The 17,374-nt window shown below is 62.6% G+C and carries 12 protein-coding genes and 1 riboswitch; of the genes, 8 read left to right on the top strand and 4 right to left on the bottom strand.

Annotated elements, in window-relative coordinates; genetic code table 11:
* Nucleotides 1–1,785 (top strand): ABC transporter ATP-binding protein, encoded by a 1,785-nt coding sequence (locus tag GO707_RS03250; protein ID WP_157012042.1) that lies wholly within the window; start codon nucleotides 1–3, stop codon nucleotides 1,783–1,785.
* Nucleotides 1,786–1,890: 105 nt separating this feature from the next.
* Here GO707_RS03250 and GO707_RS03245 read toward each other — a convergent pair whose 3' ends face one another.
* Complete coding sequence (locus GO707_RS03245) at nucleotides 1,891–2,367, bottom strand: hypothetical protein (protein WP_114539551.1); 477 nt, start codon at nucleotides 2,365–2,367, stop codon at nucleotides 1,891–1,893.
* A gap of 382 nt (nucleotides 2,368–2,749) precedes the next feature.
* Here GO707_RS03245 and GO707_RS03240 point away from each other — a divergent pair, with 382 nt between their 5' ends.
* A complete protein-coding gene (locus GO707_RS03240; RefSeq protein WP_114539552.1) occupies nucleotides 2,750–6,088 on the top strand; it encodes a DEAD/DEAH box helicase in 3,339 nt (1,112 codons plus the stop codon).
* Nucleotides 6,089–6,540: 452 nt separating this feature from the next.
* Nucleotides 6,541–7,521, top strand: coding sequence for a hypothetical protein (locus GO707_RS03235; RefSeq protein ID WP_114539554.1), 981 nt, complete (start codon nucleotides 6,541–6,543; stop codon nucleotides 7,519–7,521).
* Between the two features lie 287 nt (nucleotides 7,522–7,808).
* Here GO707_RS03235 and GO707_RS03230 read toward each other — a convergent pair whose 3' ends face one another.
* Entirely contained in the window at nucleotides 7,809–9,284 is a 1,476-nt protein-coding gene (locus tag GO707_RS03230) for an alanine/glycine:cation symporter family protein (protein WP_227070702.1), read from the bottom strand.
* Between the two features lie 63 nt (nucleotides 9,285–9,347).
* Nucleotides 9,348–9,457, bottom strand: a riboswitch (glycine riboswitch).
* A gap of 312 nt (nucleotides 9,458–9,769) precedes the next feature.
* Between GO707_RS03230 and GO707_RS03225 the strand changes: the two genes are divergently transcribed.
* Nucleotides 9,770–9,979: a hypothetical protein gene (locus GO707_RS03225; RefSeq protein ID WP_114539556.1), complete on the top strand. Its 210-nt coding sequence runs from the start codon at nucleotides 9,770–9,772 to the stop codon at nucleotides 9,977–9,979.
* Nucleotides 9,980–10,094: 115 nt separating this feature from the next.
* Here GO707_RS03225 and GO707_RS03220 read toward each other — a convergent pair whose 3' ends face one another.
* Nucleotides 10,095–11,657 carry an FAD-dependent oxidoreductase gene (locus tag GO707_RS03220; protein WP_114539557.1) on the bottom strand — a complete coding sequence of 521 codons (1,563 nt, stop codon included), beginning with the start codon at nucleotides 11,655–11,657 and terminating at the stop codon, nucleotides 10,095–10,097.
* 297 nt (nucleotides 11,658–11,954) lie between these two features.
* On the opposite strand from GO707_RS03220, the gene GO707_RS12225 reads away from it, so the two are divergent.
* The 4 genes from GO707_RS12225 to GO707_RS03200 all read left to right on the top strand — a co-directional run bounded on the left by GO707_RS12225 (nucleotide 11,955) and on the right by GO707_RS03200 (nucleotide 15,651).
* Complete coding sequence (locus GO707_RS12225; RefSeq protein ID WP_232325547.1) at nucleotides 11,955–13,202, top strand: hypothetical protein; 1,248 nt, start codon at nucleotides 11,955–11,957, stop codon at nucleotides 13,200–13,202.
* Nucleotides 13,126–13,287, top strand: coding sequence for a response regulator transcription factor (locus tag GO707_RS12835; protein WP_418655104.1), 162 nt, complete (start codon nucleotides 13,126–13,128; stop codon nucleotides 13,285–13,287). The genes GO707_RS12225 and GO707_RS12835 overlap by 77 nt, the downstream gene beginning before the upstream one ends.
* 401 nt (nucleotides 13,288–13,688) lie before the next feature.
* On the top strand, nucleotides 13,689–14,360 hold the full coding sequence (locus GO707_RS03205; RefSeq protein ID WP_114539559.1) for a SanA/YdcF family protein: 672 nt from the start codon (nucleotides 13,689–13,691) through the stop codon (nucleotides 14,358–14,360).
* Between the two features lie 190 nt (nucleotides 14,361–14,550).
* Nucleotides 14,551–15,651, top strand: a complete 1,101-nt coding sequence (locus GO707_RS03200; protein WP_173112107.1) for an AAA family ATPase — start codon at nucleotides 14,551–14,553, stop codon at nucleotides 15,649–15,651.
* 79 nt (nucleotides 15,652–15,730) lie between these two features.
* Here GO707_RS03200 and GO707_RS03195 read toward each other — a convergent pair whose 3' ends face one another.
* The gene (locus GO707_RS03195) at nucleotides 15,731–17,341 is read right to left on the bottom strand and encodes a helix-turn-helix transcriptional regulator (RefSeq protein WP_114539561.1); all 1,611 of its coding nucleotides are present in this window, start codon (nucleotides 17,339–17,341) and stop codon (nucleotides 15,731–15,733) included.
* Nucleotides 17,342–17,374: the final 33 nt, after the last annotated feature.

Here is a 17,374-nt window from a genome sequence, read left to right as displayed (position 1 = left end):
ATGTCGAAGAAGCAATCGCTTACGATGCGCAGCTTGCACTACTACTGGCTGGCAACCCGCAATCATCTGGGACTGTTCGTGGCGCTCGTCGCCTCGACGATCGGGTTCTGCGGCTTTCTCACCTACGGCAACCCCTACGTGATGAGCCTCATCGTCGATCGCATCAGCGCCGACCCGGTGGCTCCCGAGGCCGTGTTCGACGTGTTCGGCCCCTACATCGCGGCGCTCATCGGCATCAATCTGGCGGGACAGACCTGCAGCAAGCTTCAGGACTACACGTTGTGGAAGCTGCAGATCGCCGTGAACTACGATTTGGCCACCATGGCCTTCGATTGTTTGTGCAACCAGTCGCTGTCGTTCCATTCCAACCGCTTCGGTGGCACGCTCGTCAGCCAGACCTCGAAATTCATGGCCGGCTACACCCAGCTGCTTCAGGTGATGAACTTCCCGTTTTTGCCGATTCTCTGCTCTATCACCTTCACGTGCCTCATCCTGTTCCCGGTGGTGCCGGCCTATGCGGCGGTGCTCATGGCGATGCTCACGGTGTACGCGGTCATCAGCTACCTCATGTACAAGCGCATCCTGCATCTGAACGAGAAGGCCGCCAGCGCCCAGAACCAGCTGTCCGGCGAACTATCGGATGCGGTCACGAACATCCTGGCCGTGAAGACCTACGGGCGCGAGGACTACGAGCGGGGGCTGTTCGACACGGCGAATCGCGAGGTGGTGGCGCGCGATTCGAAGCGCATGCGGGCCTCGCTCGCCCGTGGCATCACCACGGCGGCCATCACCGTGGTCATCATGTCCGTGGTGACGGTGTTCATCTCCGGTGGCAACGCCTGGTTCGGCATCACGCCGGGCACGGTCATCCTTATGTTCACCTACACGAACACGGTAACGAACCAGTTCAACTTCATCAACACGGGCCTGCAGCGTATCAACCAGGCCTTCGGCGACGCGAGCGGCATGACGGCGGTGCTCGATGAGCCGCGCCTGGTGGCCGACAAGCCCGGCGCGCAACCGCTCGATGTGGAACTGGGCGACATCAACTTCAAGGACATCAACTTCTGGTACACCGACGGCGATGTGAAGACCCAGGTGTTCCGCGATTTCAACCTGCAGATTCCCGCCGGGCAGCGCGTGGGGCTCGTGGGCATGAGCGGGGCGGGGAAGACCACGCTCACGAAGCTGCTGCTGCGCTTGGCCGACATCCAGAAGGGTGAGATTCTGGTGGACGGCCAGAACGTGGCCGACGTGACCCAGCAGTCGTTGCGCCGGCAGATCGCCTATGTGCCCCAGGAGGCGCTGCTGTTCCACCGCTCCATTGCCGAGAACATCGCCTATGGGCGGCCCGACGCCACGATAGAGGAGATTCGCGAGGCGGCCCGGGCGGCCAACGCGCTCGAGTTCATCGAGGATTTGCCCCAGGGGTTCGACACCATCACCGGTGAGCGCGGCATCAAGCTGTCGGGCGGTCAGCGCCAGCGTATCGCCATCGCCCGGGCGATGCTCGCCGATTGCCCCATCCTCGTGCTGGACGAGGCCACGAGCGCTTTGGACTCGGAGAGCGAGGCCGCCGTGCAGGAGGCTTTGGGCCGGCTCATGGAAGGCCGCACCGCCATCATGGTGGCCCACCGCCTGTCCACGGTGGCGAGTCTCGACCGCATCGTCGTGCTGTCCCAGGGGCGCATCGTGGAGGACGGCCCCCACGCCGAGCTCGTGGCCAAGGGCGGCGACTACGCCCGCCTCTGGAACCGCCAAACCGGCGCCTTCGCGGGGGAGTAGGGGCTGGTTTTCGCGTTCGTGCGGCGATTGGCAAGCTATTCGCCGCAGAATTTGCGGTGAATAGGGAAAGGCGCAGGGTGCGACGCGAATTTGCGCAGGACTGGTCTACAGCTTCACGACGGTGTCAGTGGGGCCGGATTCGGTGGCGCTTACGAGAACGGTGGCCGAGGGGGAGGCGACATCGCCGGTGCACAGGGCGTAGAGGCCCGGACGGTTCACGGTGACGGCGCCCAGCTCGTCGGCGGACAGCGTGCGGTCGCGGGAGGGAACGACGGTGCCGTCCTCAGCCACAGCGGCGGTGCAGAGGTAGACTTCGTCGGCGCCGCTTTCCACGGCGAAGGTGAGGCCCGTTTCCGTGGCGCTGGCGGAGCCCGTGCCCTCCACGGCGGCGCGGCCGTCGCTATGGCAGGAGGCGCACTGCTCACCGGATTTCGTGATGGGGTGGCTCGATGCGCAGCCGACCAGGGCGAGGGCGCTCGTGGTTAGGAGGGCGGCGAGGGCGAGTGCGGCGAAGCGCCTGCGCTGGCGATGCGAATGCGTGGTAGTGCCGGTACTGGTACAGGGTGAGGCGAAAAGGCCCATGAGTCCTCCTCGGGATGGGGCGGCGGATGCGGTTTCGCGTTCTTCGTGTCGCGTCCATCATACTCAGAGCTGCTACCCGAGTAAGTTGCAAGCAGAGAATCCGGCAAGTTTTTCGAGGTTTCCGACATGCCTTAGGGAGTCTTCCTCTGGAAAATAATGAATTGCATGAATTCTTCTTGGAAGAAGCCGCAAAAGGGAGGATGCTGGGGGCTATTTCGGACTCTCTTAGGGAAGCGAGTGTCGAAAACCGTGGAAAACTTGCAAGAATCGAAGGTTCTCAAAGACGCGCAGGGGCCGCAAGGCCTTGCGCTTACCCCGCACTGCGAACAGACAAGTTGTGGTAACCTCAAGTGTTCGCATTCGGCAATTGAAAGGAGGCGCGGTGGGTCTGGGCGGTATCAAGTTGGCCGATTACGCCGATCCGCGGGCGGTGTCGCGGGGCGTAGGGCTGGCGGCCAGCGCAAAGGCGGTTGCGGATCGCACCGTACGGCGCGATGACGATACGACGATCATCTCGGCCCAGGTCGCCTCAGCGTCGGGCATTGCCGATTACTTTGAGACGTCGGTGATGTTCGGCGACTTCGAGTCGCGCATCGTCGATTACGAATGCACCTGCCCCGCCATTGCCCGCTTCGACGGGCTGTGCAAGCACTGCGTGGCCCTGGTAACGACCTACTTCACCCAGCCCCGCAGCTTTCGCGACGTTGGGGCGAATCGCGCGGCGTCTCGCAGCCAGCGCACGACGAGTGAGGCGCTGGCCCGCTGCCTCGCCCAAGGCGCGACGGCGCCTGCAGGCGCAGCATCGCGCGGAGCGGGATTGCCCGTCTTGGGCGTGGCGCCCGGCAGTGTTCATTTGACGCCGCACCTTGCCTTCGACGGGCGTCTCTGGTCGCTGCGGCTCGATGCGGAAGGCCCGCAGGGCACTTACGTGGTGCGCGACCTTGAGGCCTTAGCCCATCGCGTGCAGCGTGGGGAGTACTTCTCCTACGGGAAGAAGCTCGCCTTTGCCCATCGGCTCGAGGCCTTCGACGGGCCTTCCCGCGCCGTGGCCCGCACGCTGGCCGAGGTGTTTCCCGATGAGCGCTTGTTCGGCGGCTCCACGTTCCGAGCCGCCGCCGGGAAGCGCGAGGTGCGCCTGCGAGAGGCGGAGCTGGCCGATATGCTCGATGCCATGGGGGAGCGCGCCTCGTTCATCCTTGAGCGAAGCGATGGCGGCGCTGCCGCTCCGGCTCCGACGCCGTGGACCATCGCGGAGGACATCCCCACTGCATCTCTTGAGTTCCTTCCCTCCGAAGGCGGTTACGACCTGCGTCTTTCCAAGGAGGTGCTGGTGGTGCGCGGGCTCGAAGTGGCCTTCGTGCTGGCCGACGGCATAGCTGCGCGGACGACAGGTGCCGATGCGCGCGCTTTCTCGTTTCTGCGGGATGCGGAACTCGACGCGGGTCGGGCGGCCTTTGTGGCTGAGCGCGATGCCGAGGCATTCTGCCGGCGCGCGCTGCCCGTGCTGGAGGAGACGCTTGCGGTGGATCTGCCCGAGGCGTGGGAGGCGCTGCGCCCGGTGGCTGGTACGCTCGCCTTCTACTTCGACGTGACGGGTAAGAAGGAGGCTGCGCTCATCCGCCTCACGGCGAAGGCCTTTTACGGCGAGCGGGAAGTGGTGTTGGAAAGCCCTGCCGATTCTGCTGAGGAGCCGGAGTTGCGGCCGGCCTCGAGCCAGGCCTTCCGCGATCAGGACCTGGAGGATGCGGGCGTGGCCGTGGCCGCGCAGTTCTTCGATGGCTCGTGCACGCTGCCCCTGCGCCAGACCGAGCTGGCCGGCGAGCTGCTCTATGGCGGCCTGGCGCAATTTCGGGCCGTCGGCGAGGTGTTCACCACTCCGGCGTTCGACCGCCTCATCGTGGAACGGCCGCCGCGGGTGTCGCTGGGTCTTTCCCTGCGCGCGAACCTCATTCAGATGGATGTGCGCGAGAGCGATCTTTCCGCCGATGAGCTGCGGGCAATGCTTTCCGCCTATCGGCGCCGCAAGCGCTTCCATCGCCTGAGCGACGGGCGCATCGCCGCTCTGGGAGAAGGGGATGTGGCGGTGCTCGGCGATATGATGCGCGACTTGGGCGTGTCGGCCGACGCGTTGCTGGACGGTAGCGCCGAGCTGCCGACCTACCAGGCGTTCTATCTGGATCGGGAATACGGCGACGCCGTGCGCGACCGCGCTTTCGAAGACTACCTGCGCTGCCTGGACGGGTCGCCTGCGGCTGCGGAGGTGCCCGCATCCCTCGCGGACACGCTGCGGCCCTATCAGGTGGAGGGCTTCCGCTGGCTGGCTCGCCTGGCATCCCTCGGCTTCGGCGGCATTCTGGCCGATGAGATGGGTCTCGGTAAGACGCTGCAGATGATCGCCCTGGTGAAGAGCTTGCGCGATTCGGGGCAGCTGGACGGCCCGGTGCTCGTGGTCTGCCCCGCCTCGCTCGTGTTCAACTGGGCTGACGAGTTCGCCCGGTTCGCGCCCGATGTGCTGGTGATCGCTCTGGAGGGGTCTCGCGCGCACCGCGAGGCGCTGCTGGCCCGTGCGAACGGTGCGCCCTGCGTGGTCGTGGCCTCCTACGACCGGGTGCGCATCGACGCCGCCTCGCTCGCCCGCATCGAATGGGGCCTGGTGGTGCTCGACGAGGCGCAATACATCAAGAACCACGCCACCAAGACCACCCGCGCCGTGAAGCGCCTGCGCTCCCGTTTGCGGTTCGCGCTCACGGGTACGCCGGTGGAGAACCGCCTCTCGGAGCTCTGGAGCATCTTCGACTTCCTCATGCCCGGGTTCCTCGGCAGCTACGAGCGGTTCCGCGAGCGCTACGAGCTGGGCATTATCGGCGAGGACGAAGAGGCGGCCGCGCGGCTGCGCGCGCTCATCGAGCCGTTTGTGCTGCGTCGCCGCAAAGCCGACGTGCTCACCGATTTGCCCGCCAAGTTCGAGGGTATCCGCTATGTGCCCCTTTCCCGCGAGCAGCGGCGGCTCTACGACGGCGCCGAGCAACGCTTGCGCGAGGATTTGAACGTCCAGAAGCGTCAGAACGCCTCGCGGGCCAATCGTCGCGGGCATATTCCCGATGCCGAGAAGAGTGCTGTCGAGGTGCTGGCTGAGCTGACGCGCCTACGCCAGATCGCGCTGGATCCCTCGCTCGTGTTCGAGAACTACAAGGGCGGCGCCGAGAAGCTTGGTGCCATTATGGAATTGGTGGACGAGGCCATGGAGGCTGGGCGAAAGGTGCTCGTGTTCTCGCAGTTCACGAGCTATCTTGACGTGGTTGCCGCCGAGTTGGACCGCCGCGGCATCGCCCATTTCGCTATAACGGGCGCCACGCCCAAGCGCGAGCGCGTGCGTCTCGTGAGCCAGTTCAACGACGACGAGACGCCGGTCTTCCTCGTATCGCTGAAGGCCGGCGGCACGGGCCTGAACCTTACGGGCGCCTCGGTGGTGGTGCACGCCGACCCGTGGTGGAACGCCGCCGCCACCGACCAGGCGACCGACCGCGCCCACCGCATCGGGCAGAACCGCGAGGTGGACGTGTACAAAGTGGTGGCCAGGGGCACCATCGAGGAGCGCATTGTGGCCCTTCAGGAGGCCAAGCGCGACCTGGCCGATTCCGTGATCGCCGCCACAAACGGCGAGGCGCTCGCCGGACTCACCCGCGAGCGCCTCGCCGAACTTCTAGGAGATGAGAGTTAATGGGTTCGTCCTCTGCCGAGTTCAGTCTCTTTTTGGGCTTCGGGGAACAGACGGTTGCGAAGTACGAAGCGGGTACCTTGCCTGACGAGCTGCACAGCAACACGATGCGCATGGCCTCCACGAAGGAGGGCGCGAGATGCTGTTCAGCCTCAATGGCGATAGGATCTCGAAGGCATCGCGGGCGAAGGTGCGAAAGTGCCTCGGCCTAGAGGAAGGCCGACCCGTACGCCTCGCGTTCCACCCTCTCGCCGCGTCCGTTCCGTTGCTTCTCTGAGACACTCTTCAGGTAGGCGGCTCATCCTTGGGAAACCATGCCCCTCGTCGACTTCTCCACTTTCAGCACGTCTTCATAGTTTACGAACCGCTCCCAAGAACCGCCTGCCGGTTTCGCTGTTGTCATGGCGCTATAAGATGAACGGGTAACTTGGTCAATGCCAACGAAGGGGGGCGGTGTGGAGAAACGCGACTTGACACCGGGCAGCCATCTGTCCGCCGTTGCGCGACATACGGCAGCCTCCGTCGAAAAGAGCTGCTCGTTCGAGGCCTATCGGAGCTCGCAGGCCCTGCTGGTGCCTCTGGGCACGGCGCTCATCATTGCCGCATTCGCGATCCTGCACTTCGGGGATCTCGTATCGTTCGATCTCGGCGGCAACGGGCGCGCGCTCGGCGTCCTGCTGGACGATGCCGTGCGCATCGTGTCGAAAGATTTAATAGACACGAACTACGCCGAAGAGCATGTGGTCTCGATGCTGCTGTTCGTCATCGTGTTAGCCGCAGGCGTCGCCGTGCATAGGGGAGCGAACGATCAGCGATCCGCCTTTCGAGCGGCCCATCCTTACCTGCGCGGGTCGACTGATGCGGAAGCGCTCGCATGGGGAAGGCGCAGCGGGAGGCGCCTCGTGCTGGCCGCCGCGGTACTCGCGCTTGGGGGAATCGTCTTGCATGCAGCGACGCGCTCGCTCGGCCCCGCCGACACGCCTGGGACAACGGCGCTGTTCGACAGTCAGGCGTCGCCCCTTTACAACATAACGGACGGCGCCGTCGTGCTCCTGTTCGCCGTGGCCGTCTTCCTGTTCATGAGGGGAAGCCGCATCGCGGAGGCACCGAGCTACCTGGCCTACAATCTGGGCGCCCTCGCGGAACGCTCCGTCTACAGTGTGGATGCAACCGAGGACGGCCGCCTGCGCGAGGTTCTTCTCGCTGCGAAGGGGATCCTCGATGCGGGACTCCTGCGGGGAAGGGTAGGGCTTGCGGTTTGCATCGCTCTGTCCGCCTGCCTGTTCTTCCTGCCGACGCTCGAGACGGCGCTTTGGTGGGTGCCGATCATCGTCGGCCTCGTCTTCCGCGATGCCATGGTGAAGGTGGCGGTGAGCCGCTGCAAACGAGAACTCGGGCCCGCGATGGAAGAACTGGGCGTCGGCAGGGTGTCCTAGGTACGCCCCTCGCGCGAAGGGCTCGGTGTCCATGCAGAAGGGGTTGCGTTCGCTATCGATACGCTGCTTCAGCAAGTATCAGGTTGCTTAGATGAAATGGAAGTGGGTCAAGAACGAGCCGGGGAACCACCTCCCTTTATTTCTGTCTCTGGGGGATCGTGCCCTACTGCACAAGAAAGGGGCGGGAATGCCCCGCCCCAATGGTGGTCTTGCCTGTGTGTTGAGAGTGCGCTCGTCGGTTCATTGCTAGAAGAAAGCGAATTCCTCGGAGCGCAGAGCAGATGGCGCTACTTCCGCTTGTCTTCCTCCACCATGGCGTTGATGGCGGCGCGCTCCTGGTCTTCTAGGCGCTCCTCGGCCGCATCCAGCGCGCGCTTGTCGTGCTTGGCGTTGGCGATGGCGAGCACCGCGCCGGACAGTGCGAACAGCGCGATGGCGTTGGGGATGACCATCAGCTGGTTGAACATGTCGGCGAGCTCCCATACCAGGTCGTTGGAGAGCAGCGAGCCCATGAAGATGAAGGCCAGCGCGATGATGGTGAAGGGCATGACGCCTTTCTTGCCGAAGAGCCATTCCACGTTCAGCTTCGCGAACAGGTTCCACGAAAGGATGGTGGAGAAGGCGAAGAACAAAAGGCAGATGGCCACGAACCAGGCGCCCAGGTTCTCGCCGAAGAACTGCCCGAAGGCCAGCTGGGCGATGTTGGTCTTGGTGATGGTCTCGGCGGTGAGCGTGGCGTAGTCGCCGGTGGCCAGCACGCCGTCGCCCACGTAGAGCACCGACAGCACCACGAGGGCGGTCATGGTGACGACGACGATGGTGTCCACGAACACGCCGATCATGGCCACGACGCCCTGCTCGTGCGGATCCTTCACCTCGGCCAACGCGTGGGCGTGCGGGGTGGAGCCCATGCCGGCCTCGTTGGAAAACAGGCCGCGCTTGGCGCCCTGGCTGATGGCGGCGATGATGCCGAAGGTGGCGCCGCCCACGGTGGCGTCGGGGTTGAAGGCGCACTGGAAGATGAGGGCGAAGGTGGCCGGGATGTTGGCCGCGTTCATGATAAGGATCACGAGCGAGCCCAGCACGTAAAGGACGGCCATGATGGGCACGATCTTCTCGGTGACGGCGGCCAAACGCGACACGCCGCCGATGAACACGATGCCGGCCAGGATGACCACGATGAGGCCCATGACCCAGGTGGGGATACCGAAGGCGGTGTTCATGGTCTCGGCGATGGAGTTCGACTGCACCATGCAGCCCATGAAGCCGAGGGCCAAAATGATGGCCACGGCGAAGAACCCGGCGAGGAACTTGCCCCCGTTGCCCTTGAAAGCCGTGGTGATGTAGTACACCGGGCCGCCGTGGACGGTGCCGTCCTCGTCGACCACGCGGGTTTTCTGGGCCATGACGGCCTCGGCGTAGTTGGTGGCCATGCCGAGCAGGGCGATGATCCACATCCAGAAGATGGCGCCCGGGCCGCCCACGATGATGGCGCCGCAAGCGCCCACGATGTTGCCGGTACCCACCTGGGCCGCGATGGCGGTGGAGAGCGCCTGGAACGACGTCATGCCGCCGCCCTGGTTGCCGCCGCGCAGGGAGAAGTCGCCGAACACGCGGCGCCAGCCTTCGCCGAAGCAGCGGAACTGGATCGCCTTGGTGCGCACGGTGAACCAGATGCCCATGCCGAGCAGCAGGATGATCAGGATGTAGTTGGACAGGTAGTTGTTGATGGTGGTAACGATACCAAGTAGCGCCTCTTCCACGGCATTCCCTTCTTCTCGCGAGAAGACTCGGGGGAACTCATGCGTGGGCGGCCGAAGAAGTCGCGTCATCGCTCTGTCCGTTTGCCTGAGAGATTCAGCTTGCCTGCGGAGGTCGTCCGCGCGCACGCCTTGCACCTTCGGCACTCACTTAAGAGTTCTCCAGAGTTTTCTCCGCCCCCGGTTTGCTTATGCTGCGCTTGCGTTGCCTCGGCGCTGCGGGCAGGCCGCTTTGCCTCATCGCGCGAGCGCTTCGTGCATCCCGAAGGCCTCACAGAAATATTGACTCGGTCACTATACGCCCTGACGCGGCGTCGATCAACAACTATTTCGCTCAACGTTGCGCGTTGCCCCCGCAATGCTCCGTGGAGCCCGCGAAAGGCGGTGTCCGTGCAGTGGTTGCGGGATGACTACGAATGGGATTCGGCCGCGGCACCCGTGCTAGACTGGGGCGACGAAAGCGACAAAAGCCAAGGAAAGAGATCGCCATGAGCAAGTACGACAAACTGTGGGAATACGTGGAAGAGCAAGAAGGCGACGAGCTGGTACTCACCTTCGACGAGATCGGCGCCATCGCCGGCGTTCCTTTGGATCATTCGTTCCTCAACTATAAGAAAGAGCTCCTGCCCCATGGCTGGGAAGTGGGCAAGATATCCATGAAACAGCAAACCGTGCGCTTCAAGCGACTGGCGGAATAAGGCTGTCAAAATAGGGGATCGCGCGAGACGAAGAGAAGCCGCCGCAGCGGGGAGGGGAGGCTGCGGCGGCGTTGGGGAAAGGCGCGTTTGAGGCGCCGGGAAATGATACGGGAGCCTACTCGGCTGCGGCGTTCGTACCTGCGGCACGGCCCGAGAAAAAGCACCAAAGCATCGAGGAGCCGCTGCCGAAGTACTGGCCGAAAATCAAGTTGCTGCAAAGGCCCGCAGCGTAAAGGCCCGGGATAACGGCTCCCTCGGAGTCGATCACGTGAAGGTCAAGATCGACGCGCAAGCCACCTTGGGTCATATAGTACGTGTTCTCGGCGCTTGCATCGTAGGCGTAGAAGGGTGCTTCGTTCAGAGCGACGACGTGCTTCGGTTCCTTTCCGAACTGGAAGTCGATGCCGCCCTCGGCCATGTCGTTGTACGTGGCGACGGTGTGGGCGAGAGAATCGGCGTCAACGCTGATCGCGGCTGCGAGCTCTTGAATCGTCGCGCCCTCGGCGACGGGCGTCTGCTCGGCTTCGTCCATGATGGACTTCAGATTATTGCCAACGATGAGGTAGGCGTGCTCGCCTCGCTGGACGATGCGCTTGCCAATGAAGGCACCGTACTCGTCTTCGGCGGTAAAGCGCAGCCCGTTTTCATCGACCAGGATGCCTTCGCAGGCACGGTCGTTGATCGTGTACACGGAGAAGCCGATCTGGGTTTCCGACATGCCCTTGAGATCGGCGCCGATCTTCTGGGCCATCTGGATGCAGCTGCCGTCTTCGTTGGGGTTGGTGACGGGCCAGCCGGGATTGGCCTTGTAGGGAAGGTGGTCGCGCACCTTTTCCTCGTTGGACGTAAAGCCGCCTCCCGCCAGGATGACCGCCTTGTTCGCCTTGACGTTCTTGGATCCTCCGTCGTAGTCGGCGCAAACGCCGATGACTCGACCGTTCTCATCGGTGATCAGGCTGGTGGCAACGGCCTCGTACAGAACTTCGGCGCCGGAGCCTTCAACAGCCGCCTTCAGGGGACGGAAGAATCCCATGCCGGTCGCCTCGGGCTGGGCCACATGACCGCGAGGAGCCGGCGTGGCCACTTTCTGCGCTTCGCGAGAGAGCTCGTTGCCCGTATAGCCCAAGCAGATGCCCTCTTCGCCATCGGGGAGGTGGGCCTCAAGGACTTCTCCAGAGAAGTCGATGCCTTGCTCGAGGCACCAGTTGTAAATGTCCTCGGATTGCTCGGCGATAAGCTTCAGGGCGTCGACGTTGGCGGAGGGGCCGGCCATCTGCATCATGTAGTTGAGGAAGTTCTCGGCGCTGTCCTCGATGCCGTGCTCCTTCTGCAAAGGGGTTCCGCCCAAGTAGATGAGACCACCGTTGAGAGCGGTAGAGCCGCCGCCAACGCTGGATGCCTCAAGGATGACGACTTCGGCACCGGCCTTGCGCGCCTCGATGGCGGCTGCCGAGCCGGCGCCTCCAAAACCTACCACGACGATGTCGGTCTCTTTGTCCCATGTCACAGAATCGGCAGCAACGCCCGTGCTGGCGAGATCGTCTTTCGCGCCAGACGGGGCGCAGGCCGCAAGAGCGCCCATGGCTCCTACGCCTGCTCCTGCAAGCACCGTCCCTTTAAGAAATGACCTTCTGGAAAGCTCTCGATCAGTCGGATGCACCATATCCCTCTCCTTCATGCGGGTCTCCTTTCACGAGCCTGTAATGTTGTTTGTGCCGTCTTGTTCGCAGACGACGCGGGATGCATGGTAGGGCGTCGGAAGGGAAGTTCGGTACGCTCAAAACGGTGGAACGTGCCGTTTGCAATAGGTACAAAAGGGGTGAAACGAAGGGTTTAGGGCTTCCGGGCTTATCTTTGCGGGGGAGTGTCGAGGGTTTTTCGGCTATGATGGACCGTGCCGTGAGTAGGCGTTGGGGGTAAGTTTCAGCCGGAGTGACGGCGCATCTCGATCTAAGAAAAGGCGGGTGATAGATGTATGGAGGCGGGGAAGGATCTCGTCCCGTTGCTGCTCTCTGCTTTGGCCTTGGGATCGCTGCTGCTTTGGAATTTCCTTATCGGGCGCTTGGCATACTGGACGGGTGCGGAGCAGTATTCTTCTCTTGGAATCGCGTTTGTCGTGGCTTGGCACGTTGCCCTCGTGCTCTCTCTGCTTTCACTTTCCCTGTTGGGGTGGCGCCTTAATAGTCTGCGGGGTGTCTGGATCGTCTGTGCAGTGATGGCGGTGCTCGATGCCGTGCTTTGCGGGATGCGCTTAGGGATCGCCGACTTCCATTGGCTGGAACTGGGCGCCGCGTCGTTGCTTATCGGCATTCGCTATGGGATAGGCTTCGCTTGCTGGATTGTCTTTTGTGGCGGTTGGTCAGGCCTCTCGCTGCTTAAGGCGGGAGCCGGGGCGCTCCTGGTTGCCGGGGGCGCCTATGGAGCCATTGACTTATTGGGAATGGCGGATGCTCCGCTTGTCCCCTTTGCTTTTGGCTGCCTCACGGTAGCGTCCCTGGTTTTGCTCTCGCGTTATTGGTCAGATGCTGGGGCACGAAGAGAAGTCGTTACGCGCGGATTCGCAGAGGCAAAGTTACCATCACTGGTTCTTGTCGCCCTTCTCGCTCTTGCTATGCAGATGGTTACTGTGACGCTTCCCCAGCTTTCCGAATGGGGCATAAGCACGGTCGTCGCAGGGGCTATGCTGTTCGTGCTCGTTGCGCTTAAGGCGAAAGTCGTAGCCGATGACGTTGCTGCCTATTTCTTCATCGTGGGGCTCGTGAGCGCACTGATTGGGGTTATTCTCGTGCTCGATTGGTCGCATTCGCGCATTGCGCAAATAGCTTCCATGACGATTTTCTGGCTGCTGTTCATGCTTCTGCTCGTCGTGTTCTGCAACAAGAATGGGACGTTGGCGGGCTTCAGCTCTCTTCGCCTGTCGCTGCTGTACGTGGTCGTGATGTACTCCTCCCTTACCGCTGGCCCATTTTCTCAGTTCGACGGGTGTGGCCAATGGCCTCGTTGCGGCCTCGCTCTTGGTTATCTGCTCGTTGCTCATTGTCATTCGTATGGTTCTTCCTCCCAAGGGGCGAAAGACGGAGATGTCGGGCTCTTCGGACATCGAGGGGTTTGCTCAGGCGTATCATCTCGCAGAGAGGGAGGTCGAGGTGCTGGGCTTTCTGATCAAAGGCTATACGCTGAATGCTATTGCCGACGAGCTGTGTCTTTCCCCGAACACGATTAAAACCTATCGCACCAACTTGTACCGAAAGCTTGGCGTCAGTAGCAAACAAGGTTTGGTCGACAAGTTCTACGACGAGCAGCGCTGACGTTAGCGCAAGCGTTCTGGCTGGCAATTTTGCATTTCCGAAATAGTCCGAAGAGCTGTCCTCTTTTGCCCTCCGGTCGGCGAAGGTGCCGATTTCTGCACGAGATTGCCGTTTATGAGCGTCAAGGGGGGTGGCAGTCGCTCGGTTTTATCGAATGCCGCTAGTTCTGCTGATTTCTCTTGCGTCCAGGGCGCTCATAACCGTCGATTTCGTGCACTAACAGTCCACTATGCTGACGGGCCGAGCAGGCGATTCTTTCGCGGTGCGCGCCTTCTGGGGGGCGGAGATCTTCTCAGCCGGCTTTAAAAAGGTTTTGAATGCCACTTATGTTTTCCTTAACTCGATTCCTCTTGTCGTACGGACGCGGTATATTCGTCCCAGATGGCAAAGGAAGGTGAGACGTGGACACGTGGCTTAAGCGAATCGGGCTGGGAGTTCTGGTGCTCGCCATTCTCGGCGCGGTGGCAGTCTTCGCGATAGACGCCCATGTGCAGACGACGGCGGGTCCGCGCATCGTGACGGCCGATGAGGCGGCCGTCCTCGGCAACGTTGATTGCGTGCTGGTGCTCGGATGCGGGGTGCATCCCGACGGGTGTCCGAGTGACATGCTGGCGGACCGCATCGCCCAGGGCGTCGCGCTGTACGAGAACGGCACGTCGCCGAAGCTGCTGATGAGCGGCGACCACGGCCGGGCCGACTACGACGAGGTGAACGCCATGCGGGAGATGGCCGTGCAGGCGGGACTTCCGGCGGACGACGTGTTCATGGACCATGCGGGCTTTTCCACCTACGAGAGCATGTACCGGGCGCGCGATGTGTTCGGGGCGAAGCGCATCGTGATCGTTTCCCAGAAATACCATCTGTACCGTGCGCTCTACGTGGCGGAACGTCTCGGGCTGGACGCCTACGGAGTGTCCGCCGATCTGCGTCCCTACGCCGGGCAGGAGGCCCGCGAGCTGCGCGAAGTGCTGGCCCGAAACAAGGACTTCTTCACAGCGATCGTGCAGCCGCCCCCGACGTTTCTGGGCGACCCCATCTCGCTTTCCGGCAGCGCCAGCGTCACCGAGGGCTGAGATGGCAGGGCCGCGAACATGCGACGTGGAGGTGCGCGGTTATGGTGGAAGCCTTCGAGTTTTCGTCCTATGGGCCAACGCGTGTGGTTGCGAAAGCTACTCTCCATACGATATAGTGCCTAAGTGAAATATTGTGAAACAAAGTGAAAACTTGTGAAATAAAGTGAAAGATCGTGAAATGGAGCAAGCTATGGTGAAGCTGGCACACAATCCGTTCACTCCAACTTTCGGGTGCGTGCCTCCCGAACTTGCAGGGCGCGATACGCTCATCACGGACATCCTTGAGGGACTGGACAACGCGCCGGGCGACCCCAACAGGGCAACTATTTTCGTGGGCGCTCGCGGAACGGGCAAGACGGTGCTTCTCACGGCCGTTGCCGAGCGGGCCGAAATGCGGGGGTGGGTCAGCGTCAATGTAACCGACCGATACGGAATGCTCTCGGAGATAATCGTTCAGCTTCGCCAAAAGGCATCTCACCTTCTTACTCCTGAAACATACTCATGGCTCTCGGAAATACATGTCCATGGCGTGGGGTTCACGCGAACCAAGGAGGAGGCGCCTTCTACATGGCGTGCGGATATGACGAAGGCCATCGGCGAACTCAATGAGAAAGACACGGGCCTTCTCATAACCGTCGATGAAGTGTCGGCGCAATCCGATGAACTTTCAGTTCTCATTGATTCGTTCCAGCATTTCGTCCGCGAGCGTCGGGACGTCGCACTGCTTTTGGCCGGGCTCCCGCACAACGTCTCAACACTCATCGATGTGGACGCGACCTCGTTTCTCCGCAGGGCGTTCAAGCACTCGATGGATCAGATATCCGCAACCGATACCTCTTACGCCATTAAGGAGACGGTGGAGGGCGCTGGAAGAGGAATCGCCGTTGATGCGCTCAAGGTGGCTGCTGATGCTTCGGAGGGTTACGCCTTCCTCATACAGCTTCTTGGTTACCATGCTTGGCGGCAGCATCCCGAGAGAGGGGTCATTACTCTCAAAGACATGGAACAGGCTGTGGCTTTCGCCCGAGATGATATGTATCGCATGGTGCTTGAGCCGACGGTGAACAGCTTGAGCGAAAGAGAGCTGGAGTTCCTCACTGCGATGGCGGAAGGCGAGGGACCCCACCGTGTTTCCGACATAGCTGGTCTCATGGGCATCAGCGAAAACAATGCGACAAAGATTCGTGCGCGTCTTATCGAGCAGGAAATCATCGGGGCGCGGCGAAGGGGCTTCGTAGATTTCGACATGCCCATGATTCGCGACTATTTAACGAAGGGCCAGTACATTTAAACTCGATACTCCGGCTTTTGGGACAGAGGCTGCTCTGTACGACTGACACTTTTGGCTGACGGCATGGCCGGTACTGTTACTAGTCGGAGCCCTCTATGCGGTCGATGAGCTCTTGGCGGCCGCCGGTGATGTTCATCTTGGCGTAGATGTGGCGCACGTGGGTCTGCGCGGTGCTCTTGGCGATGAACAGCTCGTCGCAGATGTAGGGGATGGAGCGCCCCCGCAGAAGGAGCGCCGTCACCTCCACCTCGCGCGGCGACAGGCCGTAGGTCTCGGCGGCCGCATAGAGCCGCGCTGCTGCATCGGCGCCTCTGCCTTCGGAAGCGGAATCCGTCCCTGCGCTTGATGAAACTGGGGCAGAGAAGGGCACGCCGCCCATCGCGGCGGTCTCGTGGGCGTAGCGGGAGCCGTCGGCCATGCTCCACGCAAGCACGACGAGCATGAACAGCGAGACGATGCTGACGGCCGCCGGGTAGCCGAAGCTGAGGGGGACGCGGTAGAGGGTCCAGGCGGCCAGCTCGCCGAGCACGATGCCGGAAAACAGCAGCATGAAGCCGAAGGCGCAGGTGGGAATGGGTGCCGCGCTCCAGCGCTGGGCCATGTTCCCCATGACGATCCAGAGATACACGAGGAAGCAGCCGAAGCCCGCGAAGGCGACGGCCATGCAAGGAATGGCCCCGGCATCGCCCACGAAGGGTAAAAGTAAAAAGCCGACGGCGACGAGGGCGGTGGCGGGGCGGTAGGCGGTGCGCGGGCTCTCGATGCGGATGCGCTTCACCAGATAGAGGGTGAGCACGGTTTCCGAGACGAGGAGGGCGCCCACGTTGGCGATTCCCGGCAGTACCGAGGCCATCCATGCGAGTTCGACCTCGGGAAGCACGTGACCAGCTAGGACGAACAGGGCGCCGTAGACAACGATGGCCAGCGAGAGCTCGGGGCCGAAGAGCCGTGTGAGGTCGGGATGACCGGCGCTGGAGCAGGGTCGGGTTTCGGCTTCGGCCGCGGCGATCGTATCGGCTTCGGCTTTGCCGCCGCCGTTTTCTGCACCCGTTTCGGTCGTGCCGCCAATTGTCGGGAAAGAATCGGTCTCATCGCCTGGAGCGGGGAAGCGGTCTATGGTCATGGCGAGGAACAGGGAGGTGGGTGCGAGCGCGAGCGCGACGGCGAAGGAGAGCGGGGCGGGGAGCAGCACGACAATCAGGTAGAGCGCCCCGCCGGCGAACATGGCGGCTACGGTCGCCACTACCCGCTTGCGCAGGCGCACGGCGGAGAAGGGCGCGGCCCATCCCAAAATGAGGCCCGCAAGGCCGCATCCCACGCAGAGCCCCGCGACTACCGCGAAGATGCCTCCGGCGATGCTCTGGTGCAAGATAGCGCCTATGGGCGACAGCACGGCGGACATCGCGAGCGGCGGGACGGAAGGGCTGCGCCTCTCGACGTCGCAGAGTTTTCCCGGACGTCGGCAGGCAATGGCCGCCAGCCCAAAGGCGAGCACACCGCCGACGACGATGCCGCTGCGCCAACTGAGGCCGGCTCCGATGAAGGTGGACGCGGTGGAGAGCACCGGCGAGATGGCGACGAGCAGCACCCAGGCCACGGCGCATCCGCAGCCAACGGCCAAGCGTATGTCGCAGCTTTCCTGAAAGTTGTCCCACCAGCGGGCGAACATGGCCACCACCTCCAGTGCCATAGTGTCACATCAGGGGTTTTCTCGTCAATCATC

The sequence above is a fragment of the Adlercreutzia rubneri genome, assembly GCF_009755265.1.
In the GTDB taxonomy this organism is placed as follows: Bacteria; Actinomycetota; Coriobacteriia; order Coriobacteriales; family Eggerthellaceae; genus Adlercreutzia; species Adlercreutzia rubneri.
The sequence above is the reverse complement of the archived record's forward strand: the minus strand, read 5'-3'. Positions and strand labels throughout refer to the sequence as shown.